General features: G+C 50.5%; 16 protein-coding genes. 4 read left to right on the forward strand and 12 right to left on the reverse strand.

Annotated features, from left to right (window positions below):
- Nucleotides 1-55: 55 nt before the first annotated feature.
- From hmsP to bcsR, 7 genes are all read right to left on the reverse strand, one after another.
- Complete coding sequence (hmsP, locus tag U0008_RS20785) at nucleotides 56-2065, reverse strand: biofilm formation regulator HmsP (RefSeq protein ID WP_204354938.1); 2010 nt, start codon at nucleotides 2063-2065, stop codon at nucleotides 56-58.
- Between the two features lie 304 nt (nucleotides 2066-2369).
- Nucleotides 2370-5876, reverse strand: a complete 3507-nt coding sequence (gene bcsC / locus U0008_RS20790; RefSeq protein ID WP_043489658.1) for a cellulose synthase complex outer membrane protein BcsC — start codon at nucleotides 5874-5876, stop codon at nucleotides 2370-2372.
- Entirely contained in the window at nucleotides 5849-7033 is a 1185-nt protein-coding gene (gene bcsZ, locus U0008_RS20795; RefSeq protein ID WP_080723884.1) for a cellulose synthase complex periplasmic endoglucanase BcsZ, read from the reverse strand. The genes bcsC and bcsZ overlap by 28 nt, the downstream gene beginning before the upstream one ends.
- Nucleotides 7033-9339 carry a cellulose biosynthesis cyclic di-GMP-binding regulatory protein BcsB gene (gene bcsB, locus U0008_RS20800; protein WP_043489712.1) on the reverse strand — a complete coding sequence of 769 codons (2307 nt, stop codon included), beginning with the start codon at nucleotides 9337-9339 and terminating at the stop codon, nucleotides 7033-7035. Before bcsB ends, bcsZ begins: the two co-directional genes overlap by 1 nt.
- Before the next feature lie 135 nt (nucleotides 9340-9474).
- A complete protein-coding gene (gene bcsA / locus U0008_RS20805) occupies nucleotides 9475-12048 on the reverse strand; it encodes a UDP-forming cellulose synthase catalytic subunit (RefSeq protein WP_043489662.1) in 2574 nt (857 codons plus the stop codon).
- Nucleotides 12045-12800 carry a cellulose biosynthesis protein BcsQ gene (gene bcsQ, locus U0008_RS20810; RefSeq protein ID WP_043489663.1) on the reverse strand — a complete coding sequence of 252 codons (756 nt, stop codon included), beginning with the start codon at nucleotides 12798-12800 and terminating at the stop codon, nucleotides 12045-12047. The genes bcsA and bcsQ overlap by 4 nt, the downstream gene beginning before the upstream one ends.
- Nucleotides 12800-12997 (reverse strand): cellulose biosynthesis protein BcsR, encoded by a 198-nt coding sequence (gene bcsR / locus U0008_RS20815; RefSeq protein ID WP_043489666.1) that lies wholly within the window; start codon nucleotides 12995-12997, stop codon nucleotides 12800-12802. The genes bcsQ and bcsR overlap by 1 nt, the downstream gene beginning before the upstream one ends.
- Before the next feature lie 289 nt (nucleotides 12998-13286).
- Between bcsR and bcsE the strand changes: the two genes are divergently transcribed.
- Genes bcsE through bcsG form a run of 3 tightly spaced genes read left to right on the forward strand, consistent with a single transcriptional unit; the run spans nucleotide 13287 to nucleotide 16721 of the window.
- On the forward strand, nucleotides 13287-14849 hold the full coding sequence (gene bcsE / locus U0008_RS20820) for a cellulose biosynthesis protein BcsE (protein ID WP_043489668.1): 1563 nt from the start codon (nucleotides 13287-13289) through the stop codon (nucleotides 14847-14849).
- Nucleotides 14846-15067, forward strand: a complete 222-nt coding sequence (bcsF, locus tag U0008_RS20825; RefSeq protein ID WP_040044433.1) for a cellulose biosynthesis protein BcsF — start codon at nucleotides 14846-14848, stop codon at nucleotides 15065-15067. The genes bcsE and bcsF overlap by 4 nt, the downstream gene beginning before the upstream one ends.
- Nucleotides 15054-16721 carry a cellulose biosynthesis protein BcsG gene (bcsG, locus tag U0008_RS20830; protein WP_043489671.1) on the forward strand — a complete coding sequence of 556 codons (1668 nt, stop codon included), beginning with the start codon at nucleotides 15054-15056 and terminating at the stop codon, nucleotides 16719-16721. The genes bcsF and bcsG overlap by 14 nt, the downstream gene beginning before the upstream one ends.
- A 440-nt stretch (nucleotides 16722-17161) precedes the next feature.
- Here the strand turns inward: bcsG and dppF are convergent, their stop codons facing one another.
- From dppF to dppA, 5 genes are all read right to left on the reverse strand, one after another.
- The gene (dppF, locus tag U0008_RS20835) at nucleotides 17162-18169 is read right to left on the reverse strand and encodes a dipeptide ABC transporter ATP-binding subunit DppF (protein WP_043489673.1); all 1008 of its coding nucleotides are present in this window, start codon (nucleotides 18167-18169) and stop codon (nucleotides 17162-17164) included.
- Nucleotides 18166-19146, reverse strand: a complete 981-nt coding sequence (gene dppD / locus U0008_RS20840) for a dipeptide ABC transporter ATP-binding protein (protein WP_043489675.1) — start codon at nucleotides 19144-19146, stop codon at nucleotides 18166-18168. The genes dppF and dppD overlap by 4 nt, the downstream gene beginning before the upstream one ends.
- Before the next feature lie 69 nt (nucleotides 19147-19215).
- On the reverse strand, nucleotides 19216-20121 hold the full coding sequence (dppC, locus tag U0008_RS20845) for a dipeptide ABC transporter permease DppC (protein WP_025799544.1): 906 nt from the start codon (nucleotides 20119-20121) through the stop codon (nucleotides 19216-19218).
- Between the two features lie 11 nt (nucleotides 20122-20132).
- On the reverse strand, nucleotides 20133-21152 hold the full coding sequence (dppB, locus tag U0008_RS20850) for a dipeptide ABC transporter permease DppB (protein WP_043489677.1): 1020 nt from the start codon (nucleotides 21150-21152) through the stop codon (nucleotides 20133-20135).
- Nucleotides 21153-21316: 164 nt separating this feature from the next.
- On the reverse strand, nucleotides 21317-22945 hold the full coding sequence (dppA, locus tag U0008_RS20855; RefSeq protein ID WP_046360031.1) for a dipeptide ABC transporter periplasmic-binding protein DppA: 1629 nt from the start codon (nucleotides 22943-22945) through the stop codon (nucleotides 21317-21319).
- A 567-nt stretch (nucleotides 22946-23512) separates the two neighbouring features.
- On the opposite strand from dppA, the gene U0008_RS20860 reads away from it, so the two are divergent.
- The gene (locus U0008_RS20860) at nucleotides 23513-24001 is read left to right on the forward strand and encodes a YbaK/prolyl-tRNA synthetase associated domain-containing protein (RefSeq protein WP_043489679.1); all 489 of its coding nucleotides are present in this window, start codon (nucleotides 23513-23515) and stop codon (nucleotides 23999-24001) included.
- Nucleotides 24002-24027: the final 26 nt, after the last annotated feature.

Genomic DNA, 24027 nt, shown 5'->3' on the forward strand with positions numbered 1-24027 from the left:
TATGGAAGGATGGCCAGCGAACTGGCCATAATCAGTTGTTTACTAAGCGTAATCTTTAAATAAGAAAATACTTTCTCTCAAATTCTTCCTGCGGTAACGCAGGAGAGAACCAGTAGCCTTGCGCATAGTAGATACCGTGTTCAAGCAGCCACTCACATTGCATATGGGATTCAACACCCTCGGCTACTACGTCTAACGCCAGCACATCGGCAATGGACGCCACAATACGAACCAAAGCGTCATCGGCAGGGATCTGGTCGACAAAGTTTTTATCGATCTTAATAATGTCCACCGGCAGATGCTGCAAGTAGTTCAAGCCAGCGTAACCCATACCAAAATCATCTAAAGCAATCTTGATACCGATTTTGCGCAAACGCGCCAACATCTCTGCGGCCTGCTCCATATTGCTGATATAAGCCGTTTCCGTTACCTCAAGATGCAGCATGTGCGGATCGAGTTGGTACTCTCGCAACATTTTTTCCAGCAGCTCAACGTAACTGAGATTAGCAATCTGAATACCTGAAACGTTTAGCGAAATCGGTACGCCGATATTCTGCTTTTGCCAAGCCGACAGTATTTTCATCGACTCGCTAATCACCCATTCATCCAGCGCTTCTATGCCACCCACTTCTTCCGCCAACGGGATAAATTCAGAAGGTAAAGTCAGTTCGCCGTCTTTGCGATTCCAGCGGATCAGCGCTTCTGCACCTGCCAAACGCCCTGTACGCAAGTCAATCTGCGGTTGAAGATAAAGAGAGAAGTCGCCTTGGGTGAGCGCGTTCATAATTTCAGTTTCTTTGGTTAACCGCTCTTTAGCCTTGCGGGCCAGCCTCGGTTCAAAGAACAGGATTTGGTTTTTGCCTTCACGCATCGCCATATTCATAGCGGAACTTGCCTGACTCAAGAGAAGTTCAGCCTCTTTTTTGGCATCCATCGTCTCTTCAGCATTTGGCTGATAAAACGATATCCCAATGCTAGCCGTAGGCCGTAGCGCCAACGTTTCCAGATCAAGCTGCCGCGTAATGGAGTCCATCAGGTTTTTCGCCAAGAGCATCAGCGAATGCGGCCTTTCAACGTTACGCACCAGTACCACAAAGCGATCCTGATTAACCTGCGCCAGCATATCGGCTTCGCTCACACACTCATTCAACCGGCTCACTAATGACGCCAGTAACGCATCGCGCTGTGTGGTGTCCAATACCCCCATCGCCTCTTGCAATGTACTGATATTAATCACAACAATGCCGGAATTCTCTTTGCGGCAAACCAATAAATGCTGCTCCAGTAAAGGAACAAACAGCGTCATATTAGGCAAATTGGTCAGAGGATTGCGCGTAGACATGCGGCTCATCACCTGATGAGCTTTCTCTAACGCCTGCTGATTACGATTATAGTTGCGTACCAATAAGCCCAGCTCATCATCTCCGTGCGATGGAGGTGGCGTAAGCTGATGAAAATTAGGGGTATCAAGCGGCATGCTGCGCAACTCTTGCGCCAGCGCACGCAACGGGTAGACCAATAGCCGATTCATACACCAACTGATGGCAACGGTAAGAATCAAGGCCAGCAAAAGATAGGTCGATACCATGGTAGACAGCGTCGACAAAATAAACTGATAAATGCGGAACGAATCGGCCTGTAAAACCAAGTAAGACGACGGCTGCCGCGCCGCGATATTGCGTTCAATGCCGTAAAGCGGCATTGAAACCTGAACGGGCAGATCGAAAATCTTCATCACCGCTTCAGGTACGGCTCGCTCTTGAGGAAAACGTCCTTTTAGCGCCTGAAGCTCATTGGGCAACATCACGTCGGCACGGCTCAGAATGCCGATCGGAACTAAACTATCGAGAATTTTTTGGGCTCTCACCGCGTCCATATTCAACATGGCTTCAGAAAGCGGCTCACGTACCGAATGGGCCAAATTCTCCAGTTGCTGGACGTAGTCCTCCTTACGCTGGTCCACAAAATGGAACAGCTGAATCACGACAAAAATACAAATCGTAATGAGCGCCACAACCGACACCATTGCCATTTGTTTGATCGTTAAGGAACGACTGACTCGCAAACTGTCTCTCCGATAACATCTAATTTAAACAATAAGAATCCAATACGTGGGGGATACTGTTAGCTAAACACCCCATTGACCCAGCCAGAGTATACTTGATCACATCTGTTTTTAACCCTTAAGCCGAATTCTTTCACAAACAATTACACGCATTTAAGCATAATCGGGTGACGTCGATGCATTTTGCACCATTTTTAACGCCAAATTGGACTCAGTTCAATGCCGACAAAAAACAAAAAGGCCCGTCATGCACAGTACATGCGGGCCTTTTAAGCTTGACCTAATCAAATTCGATATAGAATGATTACTTGAAATCAGCGTATGGCGTTAATGGCTGTGGTGGCAGATCCATATCACCTTGCCAGCCAGCCGCCGAATAGCGGACATAAATCAAACCGTGACTCGGGGTATAGTCTTTCGCTTCCTGAATATCGACGCCTGCACCGATAAACCAGTTCGAAGTGACTCGGCGTTCAATAATCGCTCGTAGGGTATAACCTACGCCGCTGCTGCTGCTGCCACTATCCGTATCATATTTATCAGTGTATTTGTTGTTCGCTTTGTCCGGCGTAGGGATCAAACTTTTAATCGGGTAGCGATCGACGGTGTCGGTTTTCGAATGCGACCAAGACACCGAACCACCCAATTCCCAAGACCAGTTTTCGGTACGTTGGCGATAGTTCACAGGTACACCAAAGGAAACGTATTCCTGCGGGCTATAGTAACCACCTTGCCCCAGCGTATATCCGCTCAAATCCTTATCGTAGTGCCAAATCATATTACTCAGGCCTACGGTCACACGGCGGTTATTTTCGTTGATCAGCTTGTAATAGTACCCCGCCATCCAACGTACGCTGCTGTTGTCAGCAACGTTTTTCCCTGTCAGTTGATCGGCGCTCAAATCAGCCCAAACGCCATGCGCTTCGCCGCGATCGTAGCTGCCGCTGATCCCCAAACCGGTACGGCGTACACCGCCCCATGTAATGCCCGTTTGATCGTCTTTTTGACCACCGAACGCCAACAATGAACTTGATATCGGGCGACGATGAGCATTCACCGTCCAGCCAATATGGTTCCAGTCATTGCTATAACTCAGCCCACCGACCCAGTCCACCACGTCGAAGCCCATTGGGGTGGTACCGAAATCCCCTTCCCAATGGTCATTTTTCCAGCCAGCGGAGAGACTCGCACCCGTTGAGTTTTGGCTATTACCGGGCTTACAGCCGTTAACGTAACAGGTACCAAATTTCTCTTTGTAAGCCCCACCTTTAAAGGAACCCTCCTGCATATTTACCACATCGGTACGCAGGAACATCCGCCCATCGTAGAGCGGTGCATCCATCTGCAGCATGGTGGTATTAGCCGTTAAATCGGAGTAGCCACCGGTACCGCTAGAACTCGCATAGTCATGATCCAGCGTGACATTCACATCCTGCTGTCGATACAAATCAGCCGCATCGGAACGCACACCACGCTTAAGCCAATCATCTTTTTCATCGTTACGCGTTAGACGAGTGAAAGTATCGTTATCCTGCGGTTTGGTTGGCGCAATGCCAGAGGTCACCATCGCATCACGGTAATAATCGAGCGCTTTATCAGGGTTCCCTTGCTTTTGTTCAAAGCGGGCCGCGTCGCGCATCACCAGCGCACCGTCCTGCCCTGGTTCTTTGGCCGCCTGCGGAGTAATACGATCAAAGATCGCCTGCGCTTTCGCCATATCTCCCACGGATGCCCAAGCTCCCGCCACGCGGCGTTCGGTATTCATGCTTGGCGCTTCGGTCGGTTTAACCTGCTGCAATGCCTGTAACTGAGTGCGGGCTTGTTCAAGCTCACCTTGCGCAACGAAGGCTTCAATTTCGCCTAGATGAGCGGAGTCATTATCAGGCTCGCGTTTTAGCACATCGCGATAACCCGCCAGCGCCGCGTCATAATCTTCGCGCTCTAATGCCCAATCGGCGAGCGTTAAATCAACGCGTGTATTGGCTGGCTGTTGACGTAGGTAAGCAATCGCTTCGTCTTCATGCCCCGCATCACGCAGGTCTTGGGCTTTTTTAAGCGTTTCGCTGAAGTGCAAACGGTCAGAAAGCTCACGGATATTGGCATCCCACTTCGCCTGCGGTAATCCATCAATCTGCGCTAATGCCGCCCGATCGCGATCGGTACCAGAAAGATAAAGCGCGTGCGCATAAACCTGTTGAGGATCACCCGGAAGCTGCTGCGCTAAAGCATTGAAAGCGCGGTCGGCTTCATCGGTACGCCCGGCCGCATGCAGGTCTTTAGCAAGGCGGTATGTCAGCCATACGTCATTGGGTGAAAGTGTCAGCGCCTGTTGTAACTTAGCTGCCGCACCTGCCCACTGTTGCTGCTGTTCAAGAGCCTGCGCCTGCTGTTGCAATACGTCACTTTGAATGCTGTTTATAGCACTCTGCATCGTCTTACGCTGGCTACGCGGCAACTGATCCAGATAGGCCATGGCCTTCTCGGGTGACTGGCGTTGGTAAATGTTCACTAACCCACGCACCGCGCTGCTATTGGTTGAGTCGAGGCGCAGTGCCTGCTGATACAATCGTTCTGCGCCCGCATCATCTTTACGTGCAACCGCAACATCAGCTAAACCCAGTACGGCATAGCTATCCGTATTATCGATCCCACGCGCCTGCTGATATTTTTGCTGCGCAATATCCAACTGATTGGCCTTCAGCGCTTTGTCGCCAGACTGGATTGCCAACCAATACTGATTACTTTTAATTAAGCTGACCCACTTATCGCGGTCATATCCGGTCGGATCGGCTTTTAATGCACGTTGGAAATACTCTAACGCTTTTGCACGGTTATCCTGTCGCGCATAGGCCTGACCCAGTGCGCCTAGCACGTCGGAATCATTTGGGCTTGATGCCAATGCCTTCTGCAACTCAGGGATCGCCACCCCGCCTTTTCCGGAGTCAACCATCGCCAAGCCGCGTGAACGGGCAACAAAAGCGGGATCGGAGAGTAATTTTTGCTGGTCGTCTAACTTCTTGCGCGCTTCAACGGTGGAAGGATCTTGCGCGAAAATAACCAGATAACGCTGCAAGGCCGCAACGCTTTGTTCACCGACTGGAATACGGTTAATCTCAGCCATCCACAGATCCGCGGCATCTCCGCGCGTGTTGCTATCCGCCGCCATTTTCTCCAGCACCGCATAAGCTTTCTGCGTTTGGTTGGTATCCAAAAGCATACCCGCCAGCGCCCGGCGCAACTCACCATTACCCGGATTGGTTTGGCTCAACGCTTCCAATTTGGCAATGACGTTGTTTTCTTGACCCGGCTGACGAGCAACGACGCGCAGATACTCCACCGCTAAATCAACGGTCGGCGGCGTACCTTCAAACAATTTATCATAAGCGGCCACCGCCTCAGGAACATGGCCTGCGGTCGCTAATAGACGCGCCTGCTGTAGCTGTTGACGGCCTTCCGGCGTGGTCAGCGCCATATTCAGTTTTGCCTGCTTATAGGCCTCTGAATTCGGCGCCTGCGCTTTCAATTTATCTAGCTGCTGTTGCGCAACCTGCTGATCGCCTTGACGCAACGCCAAGCGCATACGCGCCGCCATCACGTCGGGATTGTTAGGATCCATCAGCTCTAAGCGATACAGCGATTGCGTGACCAGGTCATCGCGATGACTGGCTTCGCCCACGCGAATTTGCTCGAGCAGCCACTGCTCAGGCGAAACCGCTGCATCTGCGGCAACGCCTGCACCAGACAGAGAGGCGAGAGATAAACCGATCGAGAGACTCAACCCGCTTAATGAGAGGTTGCGGTACTTGCGCATGTGCTGCTGTCCCAGTGAGGTAAAAGCTCACCTTTTAAATTAAAACGAAAACGTTGTTGGTCCCATCCTTGACCAAAGAGCGTTAATACGTAGCTGTAATAAGCATCATCGCCCAGCGGATTATCTTGTACCCGTTGGCGCTGAACCGCTTGCGCATCAGAACCGGCAAGGAACGGCAGCAACGCCGCTGAAAAACCTGAATTGCCATATCCTGACGCTTTGCCCGTCGCAACATCGACTTTTTCTGGTGGATATCCAAGCTCGGCGGTCATCGCCGCCATCGGCTGCCACTGCTTAATCAACGCGGCTTTGTTAGGATCGTTATCAGCCATCATGCCCGCCCACAGATAAACACGGATCGCGTCATAACCGCTGACGTTAGGCTTATCCGGCGTGGGTTCCCAGCCTTTGTCTTTGCGCCAGTCTATCCAGTCTGGCACAAATCCTTTCGGTGAACTCTCCAACAACAGACGCTGATTATTTTTATGCAGCGCAGCCCAAGGGCCATGGAAACCGGCCATGCGAGCCATCAGCTGCGGCGGTAAATAGCTTGGGTTAACGGTCCATACCGGCGAATGCGCAAAACCGACGCGCCCTGGCAACAACATTTCACCAAACCCTGGCAACTCAGCCACTTCCTCACGCGCGATGCGCTGAAGCAGCAAAACGCCTAGAGATTGATAGCTGCGCACTTTCCATAAACGGCCCGCTTCCATCAGCGAATAGGCAATCCACAGATCGGAATCCGAAGCCGAATTGGTATCGAGAACGCCCCATTCCTGCTTGCCGTTTTTATCTTTCTCTTTCATACCCCATAGCCAAGCGGGTAAGCGAGCGCTCAGATCGCCCTGCGCTAAATTGTTCTGCGTCCATTGCAGAATATTTTCAAACGTAGGTCGGTCATTGGCGACCAGAGCGAAGAACAGGCCATAGCTTTGGCCTTCAGAGGTCGTAATTTTTTTCGGGCTGCTGGTGTCGATCACCCGCCCTTGTTCACTAATATAGTGCTGTTTGAACTGCTGCCACTCTGGCCAATCACAACTAGCAGCAGCCTGAGTGCAAAAACTCAGCAGGAGCAGACACAGCGCAACCGCGCTGAATCTCGGCTCATGTCGTCCCCCTACGCAGGGGGACTGAGTGAAAAACCTAAACATCATTAATCACGCTCATCAGGAGATAAACGACGACGGCGTAAAATCCGTAGCAGACGCCATAGCACGATGGCCAACAGTACGACGCTCACCGCTGATAACACGGCAACCAGAATCGGATGCGTCGAGAATACATGCCACAGACGTTCCCACCACGGCAGATGACCCACGTAGTAAACATCGCCCACGCGCAGGCTGTTCACACCAGACTCACGGATGACTACAACAGAACCTGACATTGAGGCTTTCTTACCGCTGTCGATCATCGCGTCATTAAGCAGGCTATAGCCACGTGGGCTGTCTGCCAGCAAAGCAACAATGCTACGCTGATCGTGATACGGAGACTGGAAACCAATCACCGCGGCCATGGCACCTTCAGAGCGAATGGTGGTCTGCGAGTCAGGCTTCATTGCGGAAGCTTCTGGCATGATGGTGTCGAGATTTGGTCGACGCATCGGCATTTTGATCCAGCTTTCCGTTGCATCCACCAGCAGATCGATTTTGTCATCCTGTTTGAGTGCATCAGGAATTGAGCCAATTAACAGCACATCGGTATCTTTATCTTTTACCTGTGCCCAATCATCGGTCAGCGATACATTCAGCGCAGGGAAACCGGTTTGAGCACCAATGCTGCCCAATGCGTTTAGCATGGCCGTGACTTGAGCCGGCGTAGATTGTTTACCCACAACCACTTCAGTTTCTGACAAATCGGCTAAGCGACTGAACGGGAACCCGGCGTTGGCGAACGAACGTAAATCCGGCATCGCCATAAAATGACGATAGCCTGAGAAGTCGATGGTTGAAGTGCCATCAATCGCCACCGTGTTAGGGACTGGCTGTGAGGTCACACAGTTATCCACTGACCCGCCGGAAATGGGATTCGCGTAGTCAAAATCAAAGCGCAGCTGGTTACTGGCACCCAGTTTCAAGGCCGGAATAGCCACATCAGTATTTTTATCAATCAATCCTTGGAACAGCGGCAAGCGCATCAACAATGCACCTTTATCGTGCTCAGGCACCAAATTGAACGATTGGATAAACTGATTGTTTAGGCTGATCCGCATGCGGGAACCGTCTTCGCTCGCAGGCGACGTATAACGGTACTTCATACGCATATCAATGCCGGTACTGCGGATCAAGAACAGGTCTGGCGGCAGGTTTAGCGTCACGCTAATCGGCGACGGCTCTAAACCTGTCGATTGCAACTGCTCTGCATAGGTCTGTAGCTCGGAGAACGTCATTGGGCGGTCGGTACGTACCCAGTTTGGCGCATCGTATGGCACGCGAGGTGCCAGCGTTTTAACGCCTTCGACCTCAACGCTGTCACCACGGAACAGAATGTTGCCCTGCGCAATACCGCGCACCGCCGTCATCAGGTCTTTATCATCACGACCCAACACCAGCAGCAATTTCACATACGGGTTATCTGGGCGACTGATCATCTCAACCACAGGCCCATTCACAGCCGGATAATCGCGCAGGAAATCAGGGCGCTTATCGTTGGTCGCAAATACTACGCCGTGTTTTTCCGGCAGTTGGTTAAACAGAACAGGGAAGTTTTGCCCACGCCATTGCGCTTTGCTACCAAACCAAGATGCCAGCACGCCCGCAGCGCGTTGTTCTGACAAGTTAGGCTGACCGGCAAAGACGATAGGCAGCGTTAGCGCACTATAATCGCGAGCATCAAAGAAAGGCTCAGGGAAATGCGACAAATCATTTTTCAGCGGCAACCCTTGGTAGGTCAGGCTGATGGAGCTGTTTTTGCCCACGTCTAGCCAGAGTGCGGTACTCGCTGGATTCTCACAAACGGCACGATAGTGACCAACAAACTCCAGACGAACGCGGTTAAAATCGCTGATGTAGCGAGAATCAATCGGTACCTGTGCGCTGTTTTTCTTACCCAACTGCTCTTTCGCAATCGGCAACACGCCCATGAGTTCATCGTTAAGAAAAACTTTTACCTGAGACTCCACGGGGAATAGCGCGGGCGACGGCGTAAACTCTAAGTTCAGCATCGCATTCGATACCACTTCATCGCTACGCACGCCAAACTCAAACTGTCCGGTAGGATCAACGCCGCGCAAATGCATACTGCCCGGTGCCGGTGCAATCTTAGCGAAGGTTAAGTTAACGTCACGCGTCGGGATCCCAACGACCTGAGGTGCTGGCGCGGCGGGATCGGTCAATGCGGTCGTAGCGGCATTTGTTGTCGCCACATTCTCTGGTTCGGTTACAGGAGACACCGGCTCAGCATGCACCAAAGTGCTAATACCCAATGCCACAGCAGTTAGCCAAAATATTTTTTTATTCATCGCATTATCATCATGTTGAGCCAATGTCTGATTCACCACTTTACTCTTCGTATCTCATCGCACAGAGTCTCCGCTGCGCCTTGAAATCGATGAATAAAGAAAAGTCCCGAAACGCTTATTATTTTTCCTGCCTACTTAAGCTCTGCTCACCCCGCGTGGAATAAACGAAACCGTCCACGCAACCAGAGTGGTAAATCCAACAAACACACTACGTAAAATCGGCGGTGCGTAGTCGGCAAGGCTTTGGTATCCACGGAAACCGAGTTTCAAAATATCCACCAAACTCTCTACCGGTTTGTCTTCTGCAAAACTGTCTTGCCACAGCGCCCAAGTATCTGCGCGGGCAAACGTACACTGAATAAACTCAATGTGCTGGGCTACGCTCATGTTATCCATACGCAAACCGGCTTTTTGTCCGAAGACTCGCGTAACCTTAGCTGGGAAGGAATATTCCTGCTGTCCACGCTTTAGCATCAGCGTGATGTTCTCACCATCCTGCAACACATTGCCTGAGCGTAGCTCAATTCCCACGCCGCCATCAGAATAGTCACGCAGCGTACAAGGGAAAATATGGCCGTCTTTTCGCGCAATTGCCGCAGGCATCGCAATTTCGACACGGTGAGACTGACGAACCTGCTTAGTTTCAACCGATACCGCCACGGCACCGCCTAAAATGACCATGTTGTAGAACACCCACACCATACTCATCGCCACCGTCCAGATCTCATCTTCTGGCCCGAATGACATGCGCCAAATTCCCAGAATCAGCCCGGCAAAGTTCAGCAGAACCAAAATCAGATACGGACGGGTAATTACCCAGTCGACGTGCTGATGCTCAACCAAGCCACCTTTGGCAGTCACGTTAAATTTCCCTTTATGCGGATTAAATAACGCCACCGTAGTAGGACGTGCGATGTACCACGCCAGCACCGTTTCGTAGATTTCACTCCAAAACGAATGGCGGTATTTGCCTTGGATTTTTGAGTTGGTGAGGCTGGAATGCACAATGTGTGGGATAACATACAAAGCGATAGCCAGCGCCGGAGCAAAAATGATGTAGGCGTGCATCAGCAAGAACGCCAACGGCGCGGTTAAGAAAATAAGCCGCGGGATACCCGATAAGAAATGCAGCATGGCGTTGGCATAACAAATACGCTGCGCCAGCTTCAAGCCTTTGCCAAACAGCGGGTTATCCAAACGGAAAATCTGCACCATGCCGCGCGCCCAGCGAATACGCTGACCAATATGCGCCGACAAACTCTCCGTGGCTAAACCCGCCGCCTGTGGAATTCGAATATAGGCCGACGTCCATCCACGGCGGTGTAAACGCAAAGAGGTATGCGCATCTTCCGTCACGGTTTCAACGGCGATCCCGCCCACTTCGTCCAGCGCAGTACGTCGCAATACGGCACAAGAACCGCAGAAGAAGGTCGCATCCCACATATCGTTGCCGTCTTGCAGCAAACCATAGAACAAAGTGCCTTCATTCGGCGTGCGGCGGAAACGACCAAGGTTACGTTCAAAAGGATCGGGGGAGAAAAAGTGGTGCGGCGTCTGCATCATGCCGAGCTTTTTGTCTTTAAAGAACCAGCCCAGCGTTAACTGTAGGAATGAACGCGTTGGCACGTGGTCACAGTCAAAAATCGCTACAAATTCGCCGGTCGCCTGCTTCAGGGCGTTATTGATATTCCCCGCTTTTGCATGTTCATGCGTTGTACGAGCAATATATTTAACCCCTACCGTCTCCGCAAATTCACGAAACTCTTCGCGGCCACCGTCATCCAACAACCAGATATTCAGTTTTTCTTTCGGCCAGTCAATGCCCAACGCCGCGTAGATCGTTGGTTTAACTACGCTCATATCTTCGTTGTAGGTTGGCACCATGATATCGATAGTTGGCCACGACTTAACGTCTTCCGGCATCGGTGCTGGCTGGCGATTAAGCGGCCAAATGGTTTGGAAATACCCCAGAACCAACACTACCCACGCATAGGTTTCTGCGGCAAGCAGCAGCAACCCACAGATTAAACTGACCGGATCGTCCCAGTTTAGCGTTGAGGTATAGCGCCACCAGATATAACGACAAGAAACCGTTAACGACAGCACGATCATCATCAGAGAGGAGAAGCGCCCTGGAATACGCCGCACCACCATGGCAATACCCCACAGCAGCAGTACGAAAACAAACTGGGAACTTAAATCAAACGGCTGGGAGATACATAACAGCGCGAGGATGGTAGAGAAAACGCACATCACGCCTAAAATAATACGCCGAACGCCCTGCCCTAAACGGTTAAAGGCCTCTTCAGACTCTTCCGCACCGTGTTCCTGTACTTTATCAGGCAGACTTTTCAGCCAGCCATGATAGCGATTGTGCAAACCTTTAAAACGCTCACCTAAGCCATAATTTTTTACCGAGCGATGCGCGGAGAACACGATCAACCACAGGGACTGAATGGCATAACGAACGATATCTAACGGGCGTGGGCGCTGTGCATCAATATGGGGAAAAAGCGTGGTTTGCTGGCTACGGATCTGCTGCCAGCGCGGGGATTCCAGTTTTAGAAATAACCAGGCCATGGACAACCAAAAACACCCCAGCGCCGCGCCTAAAGGGGAGGCCTCGTTATACTGGCGGTATTGACGATAGCGATCGGCCAACGCCTGACGCGCTGGCGTCATTAGAAACAGATCGAGTATCCACCTCATAACGCCGACCCATCAGCAACGTTGCCATCGGCATCAAAATGCAGCAAACACCAATTAGCCAACGTCATAATTTCTTCGGTTGCCAGCGAGTGCGGATAATACTCGCCCACCGGTTGCTTGGCGGCGCTCGCCTCAGCCATCGCTTCGTCGCGGTGAATCACCATAGGCAACAGCGAAGGCAAACTTTGCAGCCACAGCTGATAAATATCTTCTTGCAGCTTACTGGTGGCAAGTAGTTGATTTGCAAGCAGGAACGTTCCCTGCGGCAGCGCCTGCTGATGTAAGCGCGTGTGGCAGTTGGTATCAGGAACAATAACGTTAATAACGCCATCGGCAAGAGAAGTGAAATGCTGTGTCAGCGGATGCATACCGTTTGGCACATCTAGCAAAATCCAGTTATAACGGCCATTGGCACGCAATGCTGGAATGTTTTGCGCCCAGTGCGTCCAGCGGTGTATGTCCGTAAAGAATTGCGCATGCTCATCTGCGCTAATCTGTCCGAAAGGTAGAAAATCAAGCAGGTCGGTGTAACGTAGCGCCGCATCTTGCCAAGCCGTACCATCAAATTCAGCACGCGCCCAACCGTTCGTGTGGGCGAAATCCGTATTGAAATGCATACGCAGCAAATTCGCAGGGGTGGCGTCGATGACTAACACGGATTCACCCAGTTGCTGCAACCCCCACGCTAACGCAGCGGTGATAGATGTGGTTCCCACACCTCCTCGCATTCCCTGCAAAGCAATAATTGCCATTACTTAGCGCTCCCTGCAAATTGCATCAGCTCCGCCAAAAGGGGCCAACGGCGGATCACTTCATTCATATGTTCTTGTCTAGATATGTCGATATAGTCAATTTTAGGAATAGAAAATGCTTTGCTTAGAGCTGCAATATCATTTTGGAAAGTAAAAGTAGGGCTATTCTCAATCGGATTATTTCTTTTATCATTCATTCTGCTATCCGTGAAAAATCGGCTATGGTTTATGATTATAGCTAGATAAAGAAAAGCTGTTTCTACAATATAATAGCGAGAACATATCAGTCTTAGTAATTTGTCGTGAATTATTTATAATGTTACATTCCTTTGGGAAATTTCGCTAGTAAACTGATATAAGTTCAATTAATTGGAGCCGCAGAAAAACAACGAGCAAAAGCATTTCGTGTGGCTAAGATAAATCTGTCAATTAGATAAAAACATCAGTTTTACTAGGTATAATCACATTCAGAGAAATTAAACTCTTATGGCGCTATCGTTTTCTCTTGGAGTTCATCAACTATGGGATGAGCTTCGCATTATGCAAGCTCCCGGCCTCTACTGGGTGAGCGCAGATCGCGAAGTTGATGCCAAAAGTTTTTGTCAGCAGGTTATCTCTAGCCAGCCAGCTGAAACACGCGCGGCGTTAATCAGCGTTAATCATCCTCCTCAGGATATCATCAGTGCCAACTACGCTCATGGGCCCGACAAACTTCCTATCTATTCTCTGCCTGAAAGTAAAAAAGCGTTATTTCAGCTGACTGAAGATTTAATGCGCGGTTTAAATCCGAAAAATCGTCTGTTGATGTTGTTAACCCCCTCCAGTATTTGGGAACAGCTGCAACCTTATGAGCTAACCGACTGGATGAGAAATACTGCCCGCTGGTTGCGCCAACAAAACTGTACATTATTGATTTTAGACTACGGGAAAAGCGCCAATAATCAAAGGGCAACGCTTCAGTCTCAACACCGTACGCTATGTGGCCTCGCGAGCCTACGATGGCTTCAGGACCTGCACCGTTATGACGTGGCGTATTGGTGTAACCAAAACGGTGTCACCGCGCAGCAAGACGTCAGCGTTTCTTTTGATGAGCAAGGTTGGCATGCACAGGAAGATGCGTCTCAAGCGCCACAGCCACGCAACGATGAACAGCTCTATCTAGCCCATAAAGGCGTGCTGGAAGGTGCTCCACCGCTGTCAGAAAATTGGCATCTATTTGAGAGCAATCTAGCGCTGTTTAATGCTGCCTATGCAGCACAAGCTTCAACGCTGGTGTTTCAGCTTTCGAACAGCGATCAGCTCGATGCACTGGCGCGAAAAATTCATACTTTGCGCCGTCAGCGCGGCAAAATCATTAAGCTCGTTGTGCGTGAAAGCACACCTTGCTTGCGTTTCAGCGATGAACGTTTGTTATTGGCCTGTGGTGCCAATCTGATTGTGCCGCATAATGCGCCACTTTCACGCTGTTTAACCATGTTAGAAGGGATTCAGGGACAAACCTACCCGCGCCATGTCCCTGCAGATATTAATCTGCTGATTGATGCAATGCGCCCGCTGAATTTGAAAGGATATATTCCTTACAATCCTTTCTGCGAAACGTTGATGTCATTGATGAATAACGCATTATTACCAGAAGACAGCAAAGGAATTCTGGTGGCATTGCGCCCGGTGCCCGGACTGCGCGCTGAACAAGCTCTCACGCTATGCCGCGCTCGCCGCTTCGGTGATTTAGTCACTATTGATGAAAACCGGCTCACACTGTTTCTTTCATCATGCAGAATCAATGACTTAGACGTTGCACTTAAACACATATTTCCACTGCCGGTCGAAGAAGTTTTCTCCAACCGCATGGTTTGGTATCAAGACAAACTGATCATCATGGAACTGCAGCAGATGCAGCTTAATAAGCCATCAAACTGGCATCTTTCCGACCGGCTCGCGCCGTTGGTCGGCAATAAAAGCAGTCCGGTGGCCGAAGAGCGTCCACCTCGGCATTCACCGCAGCCAATCAGCTTATCTCTAGCCTTACATCAGGAGCGTGCTGAATGATGAACGGGATGGATATACTGCAGCTTATCGTGCTTTGTGCGGTGATTTTGCTGCCATTAGGCTACTATTTGCGTAAAAAATTGCCGATGCTGCTTCAGTCAGTACGCCAAGTTTTATTCACGCCGCGCTATTTAAAATCCGAGGGGATCCTGCGGCGTAATACTCGTTTGCAACGTAACACTTCAGTCACGGTAGACCGTAAAAATGACCAAGAATAGTAATACCAAGAACAACATCGCGGACCTGTGGCACTACTGGCGTGGGCTAGGCGGTTGGAATTTCTATTTCCTACTTAAATTTGCCCTCTTGTGGTTTGGCTATCTCAACTTTGATGCACTTTCTAACCTGATTTTCCTCGCCTTTTTGCTTTTCCCTTTACCCAATGCCCGTTTACACCGCTGGCGTAACTGGATTGCCATACCTATAGGTATTGGTCTGTTTTATCACGATACGTGGCTACCGGGTATCAACAGTATTATGAGTCAAGGCTCGCAGCTAGCGGGCTTCTCAGCGTCATACCTTCTGGATTTGGTCAATCGCTTTATCAACTGGAAAATGATCGGTGCAGGCTTCGTAATGCTGGTCGGTTACCTGTTTATCTCACAGTGGATCCGCATAACGGTATTCGTGGTGGGTGCGCTCGTTTGGCTGAATGTGTTGCAAATAGCTGGCCCAGCTATCTCCTTAGTCCCTGATACAGCGAGTAATAGCACCGCGACTGCACCGGCGGCCAACGCCAATACTGGCTCTACATCAGCCGCTGCAACAGGCGACCTGCCGGCACAAACGGCACCACCAGATAGCAAGAACTTGGCCGCTTATCTCGATGCCTTCTATGCCAGTGAAAAACAGCGCCAAACTCAGTTCCCAGCGGCGCTACCAACGGATGCTCAACCCTTTGATTTACTGATTATCAATATCTGTTCTTTAGCATGGTCTGACGTTGATTCCATTGGCTTACAGGATCATCCGCTATGGAAACACTTCGATATCCTGTTCAAAAACTTTAACTCAGCCACCGCCTACAGTGGCCCAGCTTCAATTCGTTTATTACGCGCCAGTTGTGGACAGCCTTCGCATAAAGAGCTTTATTCAGCCGCGGGTCAACAGTGCTATCTGATGGATAATTTAGCTAAGCTAGGCTTTGGTCAGAACCTGATTATGGACCATAGCGGCAAGTTTGGTAACTATCTGGATGATCTACGGAAATATGCTGATTTGCAGCCACCGCTAGAGTCTCAGGCGGGGATTTCAAATGAGCTGACTTCCTTTGACGGCGAGCCCATCTTTAACGATCTCGAGGTGCTGCAACACTGGGAGCAAACGGTTGAAAAATCAGGGGATGCGCGTACTGCAACCTTCTTTAACCTGATTCCGCTGCACGATGGCAACCGAATGGTTGGCAGCAGTAAAGTTGCCGATTATAAGCCTCGCGCTCAGAAGCTGTTTGATCAGTTGGATACGTTCCTTACCCAGCTTGAGAAATCAAACCGTAAAATCATGGTTGTTGTTGTGCCTGAGCACGGTGCTGCGCTAGTTGGGGATAAAATGCAGATGTCTGGCCTACGTGATATCCCAAGCCCAAGCATCACTCACGTTCCCGTGGGCATCAAGTTTATCGGTATGAAAGCACCACAACCTACTGAAATCGTTGTCGATCAGCCAAGCAGCTATCTGGCGCTTTCCGAGCTGGTTGCACGCTCTGTTGACGGCAAACTCTTCACTGAGGCAAGCGTAAACTGGCAGGATCTCTTGAAGGGATTGCCTCAAACCGCACCGGTTTCAGAGAACGATAATGCCATCGTTATTCAGTATCAAGGTAAGCCATACATTCGCCTCAACGGTGGTGATTGGGTTCCTTACCCGCAATAAGATGCTATCGTTAAACAGCTAGAAAGGCTCCCAAATGGGGGCCTTTTTTCTTATGTATAACGCCTTAAAAAACATATTTATTCATTATGCCTATATATTTTTACATATACAGGAAATATATTTCCCTCGGGTAGACGTTATTTTAATATGGATATTTTAATGCATCTTTAACCCAGCAATATATATCTGCAAATACACGTATCCTTAGAATAACGGCAACCGACAATTAAGATTGATATTATTAACATCTGTTAAGATATTTCTAATAAAACAAAAGACTACTATAGCGTTAGCAGACTAATACATCTGGTTTATCTTTTTTTTGCATGCTAATAGTTACCTCATGTACAGATTCACATATAAGAGTACACCCATCCCTTATATCTAAAAAAAGAGCCTATACAGGCTCTTCAAATAAATATCTATATGGATAATCCGCTTTAGGCGCTCTGTGCAGCCTCATCCTGATCGACGGCAAAACAGGCAATAAGCAGATCGCCATACTGCTTAAGCTGCGGTTGTAACTGTTTGCAGGTGCCAAACGCACGACTACAGCGAGCATTAAACGCGCAGCCCGGAGGCGGATTCAACGGGCTCGGCAACTCGCCTGTCAGTTTGATACGCTCACGGCGCATATCGGGATTCAGGCGAGGCGTTGCCGACAGCAGCGCTTGGGTATAGGGATGGCGTGGGTTATTGAACACCGCTTCCTTCGGCCCTTTTTCTACACAACGTCCCAAATACATCACGATGACCTCATCCGCAATATGCTCAACCACGGAGAGATCGTGAGAGATAAATACATAAGACAGCCCCATCTCCTGCTGCAAATCCATCATCAGGTTCAGAACCTGAGCACGCACCGAAACATCCAGCGCAGAAACCGGCTCATCCGCAATCACGACGTCTGGGTTCAGCATCAGCCCACGCGCGATGGCAATACGTTGACGCTGACCACCAGAGAACATATGCGGGTAGCGATCGTAATGTTCGGTTTTCAACCCGACTTTCTCCATCATTGCCAAGGCCTTTTCGCGCCGTTCGGCACCGCTAAGCTTGGTGTTAATGGTGAGCGGCTCCTCAAGAATTGCACCGACTTTCTTGCGCGGATTCAGCGAAGCATACGGGTTCTGGAAAACGATCTGGATTTTCTGGCGACGTAGCTTTTCCGCCGTGGCGTCCGGCTTTAATAAGTCCTGCCCTTGGTAGTACAGCTCGCCGCCGGTAGGAATTTCAATCATGGTCAGCAAACGCCCCAGCGTGGATTTCCCGCAGCCTGACTCGCCCACTACCGCCAGCGTTTTGCCTCTTTCCAGCGTAAAAGAAACGCCGTCTAACGCTTTTACCAAGCGTTCAGCGCCAAACATGCCCTTCTTCACCGGATAGTGTTTTTTCAGATCAATGGCCTGAAGCAGCGGTGCCTGTTTGTTCAATATTGCCTGGCTCATAATGTTGGCCTCCCCGCATCATCGAGCGGCGTATGGCATTTCGCCTTACGTCCGTTGATATCCTTAAGTTCCGGTTCTACCTCACGGCACAAAGCCGTCGCATACGGGCAGCGCGGATTAAGCAAGCAGCCGTTAGGGCGATCGTATTTACCAGGGACAACGCCCGGTAGCGACGCCAAACGCGCCTTGTCGGCGGCAAACTCAGGTAACGCTCGCAGTAAAGCCTGCGTATACGGATGGCGCGGCGTGCGAAATATTTCCTGAGCCGTTCCAGCTTCAACCACCTGACCGGCATACATCACGATAATTTTATGCGCAGCTTCTGCTACCAGCGCTAAGTCATGCGTGATCAGCACCAGCGCCATGTTCTCTTTCTGCTGAAGATCCAGCAGCAACTCAATAATTTGTGCCTGAATGGTGACGTCTAACGCCGTGGTCGGTTCATCGGCAATCAACAGTTTTGGCCGACAGGCAATCGCCATCGCAATCATCACACGCTGACTCATCCCACCGGACAACTGATGCGGATACACATCCAAACGCGAGCCCGGATCGGGGATTCCAACCAGCGTTAGCAGGTCGATGGCGCGCTGACGGCGCGTGCTTTTATTCCCGCCCTGATGCACCTTGAGCGCTTCCATAATCTGGAAGCCCACGGTGTAGCAGGGATTCAGGCTGGTCATGGGATCCTGAAAAATCATGGCGACTTCCGCCCCCACGATTTGACGCCGTTCTTTCTCTGAAATTTTCTGTAAATCGATATTGTTAAAGCTCAGTCCGTTTGCCATCACGCGACCGGGAAAATCAATCAGCCCCATAATCGCCAGCGAACTCACTGATTTACCAGAGCCAGATTCCCCAACAATACCAATGACTTCACCCTGATTGACGCTGTAGCTGATACGATCTACGGCGCGAAACGGCGCGTCTTTTTCACCGAAGTGAACTGATAGCTCGTTAACTTCTAATAAAGCCATAATATTCTGCTCCCAAAAATCTACTGATGTTCTGTTGCCCAGTTCACACTGGGCGGTATCAGTAGACTTTTACTGTTTCAAACGCGGGTCTAGCGCATCGCGCAACCCATCGCCCATCAGGTTAAATGCCAATACCGTTAGCAGGATCGCAAGGCCGGGGAAGGTCACAACCCACCACGCACTTTGCGCAAACTGCAATACGTCAGACAGCATGGTTCCCCACTCCGGCGTTGGCGGCTGTGCGCCCATACCGAGGAAACCCAGCGCCGCCATGTCGAGGATGGCATTCGAAAATCCTAACGACGCCTGCACGATCAAAGGTGCTAAACAGTTAGGCAGAATATTAATAAACATTTGGCGCATGGCACCGGCCCCCGCAACGCGAGACGCGGTGACGTAGTCGCGGTTAACTTCCACCAGCACCGCCGCGCGCGTCAAACGCACGTAATGCGGCAAGGCAACAAACGTCAATGCCAGCGAAGCGTTAACGATTGAAGGGCCAAAGATAGCCACCAGCACTAAAGCCAACAGCAGGCTTGGCAACGCCAACATAATATCGACGATGCGCATAATGACGGCGTCAACTACTCCGCCGAAGTAACCCGCCAACAGGCCAAACACCACGCCGAGGATCAGCGACAAGACCACCACTAAACAGCCCACCAGCAACGACAGGCGCGCACCATAAATCAGCCGCGATAGCACGTCACGGCCAACATCATCGGTACCGAGAATAAATTTCCAACTACCGCCGTCTTGCCAAACGGGAGGTTTAAGCAGCGCATCACGAAACTGCTCTGCGGGGAGATGCGGAGCCAACACATTGGCGCCGATCGCTAGCACTAACACGATAATGATATAAACCAACCCCACTACCGCGCCTTTGTTGCGCTTGAAGTAATGCCAAAACTCCTGAAACGGCGTCATTGGTTTGGGCGCGCTCATTGCTGGGGACGTTGTTGTAACGTTAGACATCGTTGCGCCTCCTATTTCTTATGCCGAATGCGTGGATTGACGACGCCATACAGCACATCGACCAGCAGGTTGACCAAGATGATCATAATGGCCACCAACAGCACTCCGCCTTGCACCACAGGATAATCACGACGCTGCAATGCATCGATTAACCAACGGCCTAAGCCCGGCCAAGAGAAGATGGTTTCTGTCAGAATGGCTCCCGCCAGTAACGTCCCCACCTGTAGACCAATCACCGTCACCACCGGCAGCAACGCATTACGCAGCGCATGCACAATAATCACTCGCATACGCCCTAATCCTTTGGCGCGCGCGGTGCGGATATAGTCTTCACTTAGCACTTCCAGCATGGAGGAACGCGTCATACGCACAATCACCGCCAGCGGGATAGTACCCAGCACAATGGCAGGCAGAATCATATGCATGACCGCGTCTTTGAAATCGCCTGGCTCACCCCAAATAAGGGTATCAATCAGCATAAAGCCTGTGAGCGGTAAGCTTTCATCAAGGAATACGCTGTCATCGATGCGCCCCGATACGGGCGTTAGATTGAGCTGCACCGACACCAGCATGATGAGCATGATCCCCCACCAAAAAATAGGCATGGAATAGCCCGTCAGCGAGATGCCGACAGCGGTATGGTCGAAAACGGAGCCGCGCTTAACCGCGGCTAATACGCCAACCGGTATACCCACGAGAATGGCAAACAGCATCGCGCAGATACCCAGTTCTAGCGTGGCTTTAAAACGGGGCACAAACTCATCCCAAACCGGCGTGCGGCTTTTGAGCGAGGTGCCTAAATCACCGTGCAATACGTCTTTGACGTAGTGAAAATATTGTTGATACAGCGGTTTATCCAAGCCCATTTCCGTCATCATCTGAGCATGACGTTCGGCTGAGATCCCGCGCTCCCCTGCCATGATCGTGACCGGATCGCCGGGGATCATGTGAACAAAAGCAAACGTTAACAACGTAATGCCAATAAACGTTGGGATAACTAACCCCAAACGCCGGAGTATGAACTGCAACATATCCCGTACTCTCTATTTTTATGATGAAGCATTGCTCACAGTACAGCTACGACTAACAGAGACCCCACCCCAGCCCTCCCCTTCACAGAGGAGGGAGCAGATCGATAAAAATCACAATCGGCTCCTCCCCCTGACGAGGGGGAGGCTGGGAGGGTTAGCGGTAATTAGTCGAGAGACACCTGATCGAAGTGATGTTTACCCAATGGATCAACCACATAGCCTTTCACTTCTTTACGCACTGGCTCGTATACGGTGGAGTGGGCAATGATCAGCGCAGGCGCTTGGTCATGCATCACTACCTGAGCCTGCTTGTAAAGCTCGGTACGTTTTTCATGGTCGGATTCAGCGCGTGCAGGCTGGATCAGATCTTCAAACGGCTTGTAGCACCATCTTGAGTAGTTAGAACCGTCTTTCGCCGACTGGCAGCTAAACAGCGTTGCGAAGAAGTTGTCTGGATCCCCATTGTCCCCAGTCCAGCCCATCATCACGGTCTGGTGTTCGCCGTCTTTCGCACGTTTCAGGTACTCGCCCCACTCATAGGTCACGATCTTGGCTTTCACACCCACTTTCGCCCAGTCAGCCTGAATCATCTCAGCCATACGGCGAGCGTTCGGGTTGTATGGACGCTGCACCGGCATTGCCCAAAGGTCGATAGCAAAACCGTCTGCCAGACCCGCTTCTTTCAGCAGTTCTTTAGCTTTAGCAGGGTCGTAAGCGTAATCGGTGATCTTGTCGTTGTAGCTCCACATGGTTGGTGGGATCAGGTTTTTCGCAGGCTGGCCCGCTTTCTGATATACCGCGTCGATAATCGCTTCTTTGTTCACCGCCATGGTCAGTGCCTGACGCACTTTCACGTTATCCAGCGGTTTTTTCTCGACGTTAAACGACAGATAGCCGACGTTCAGCCCCGGTTGCTCCATCAAAGTAATGGATTTGTCTTGTTTCATACGGTCAATGTCAGCCGGATTTGGATACGGCATCACCTGACACTCATTCTTTTGCAGTTTGGCATAACGCACGGATGCATCCGGCGTAATGGAGAAGACTAAGCGATCGATTTTTGGCTTAGGTCCCCAGTAATCTTTGAACGGTTTGTAGAGGATTTTGGAGTCTTTCTGGTATTGCACCAGCTGGAATGGCCCAGTGCCCAGTGGCTCAAGGTCAATCTTCTCAGGCGTACCGGCTTTCATCATCGCATCGGCGTATTCCGCAGACAGAATAGAAGCGAAGTCCATCGCTAGGTCAGCCAAGAATGGCGATTCAGGGCGCGTCAGCTCAAAGCGAACGGTGTTATCGTCCACTTTTTCCACTTTGCTAATTAGCTCGCCCAACCCCATCCCTTGGAAATACTCATAGGTACCGCCAGAGACTTTGTAGTACGGGTTTTTATCATCTTTCTGACGCATGAAGGAGAACACGATGTCGTCGGCGTTCAGATCGCGCGTTGGTGTAAACAGCTTGCTGCCCTGCCACTTCACGCCTTTGCGCAGGTGGAAAGTATAGGTTTTGCCATCTGGGCTAATATCCCATTTTTCAGCTAAGCCGGGCTCAATCTCGGTAGTACCGGTTTTGAACTCAACCAAACGGTTGTAGATCGGCACCGAGCTGGCGTCGTAGGTGGTGCCAGACGTGAACAGCTGCGGGTTAAAGCCCTCAGGTGAACCTTCTGAACAATAAACCAGAGTTTTTGCCTGCGCACCGGCGGCCAGCGCCAGAGCAACCAGACCAATCCCCAACTTCAGCGCACCAATTTTCTTTCCACGGCGGGTGGAGGTGTTCTTATGAGAAGACATAACGCTTGGCTCCGTAGTGTGATGTGTGTGTTCTGCCAGATCTATTTTTTTATAGGCGATCCGTGCAGTTTTGGCTGACAGCCAAGGATAGGTGCAACCCGCATGCCAAAGAGAACGATTCTTCGGGGCCACATTGGGTAGCACTCGGAAAGGGATCCCAGTGTTAATCACCCACCTTATGCATACCAATTTCGCAAGTGTTTAAGGTGACGTCAATATAACCAAACGTGATTTACAAGGACTGTGATATACAGCATACAAACATTAAAGAAACGTATTGATAACATTTACAGGATTAAAATTTATGCTACCGCGCAAATATCAGCTCATTTCACCATGTAACAAATCTTTAATAGAGAATACAGCTGCCAAACTTGCTGAAAAAATTCTCGCTAAATGATGAATATCTGAACAATTGAGTTTGTAATCTGCGTTATCAGCAGGAGGAAATGCTGTGATCCGAGGTCCGATGCCCTGTTTCAGGGAGCCATTTTGGCCACTTCGCATCAAGTCAGAGCAGTTAGGATCGCGCTATGATGATGCAAACCGAGACTCAGGAGAGATAGCATGTCGATAGCAACATTTGCGCGTTTAACGGCTCTGCTTGATGAGCATCAGGCTCGTTATCGCGTTGTGGAACATCCTATGGCGGGGAAATCTGAAGAGGTAGCCAAAATTCGTGGTACACAGCTTGGGCAAGGAGCCAAAGCGTTGGTCTGTCATGTGAAAGGAAACGGTATTAAGCAGCATGTTTTAGCCATACTGCCCGCCGACCAACAGGCCGATCTCAGCGCGTTAGCACACGGCATCGGCGGTACGCGAGCGTCATTAGCCAGCCCGGTGGAAGTTGATGCATTAACCGACTGCGTATTCGGCGCGATCCCGCCTTTTAGCTTCCATCCAGACTTACTATTGGTAGCTGATCCGCTGTTATTCCAGCGCTTTGATGAATTGGCATTTAACGCCGGTACGCTTGAGCGTTCTCTAATCCTCAACACTCAAGACTATCAGCGCATCGCTCAACCTAAATTGGTCACGTTTATTCGCACCGAATAAGTCTCGCGAAAAACCTCCCCTTGACG

Origin of the sequence: Hafnia alvei (assembly GCF_034424155.1) — a bacterium.
Classification (GTDB): domain Bacteria; phylum Pseudomonadota; class Gammaproteobacteria; order Enterobacterales; family Enterobacteriaceae; genus Hafnia; species Hafnia alvei.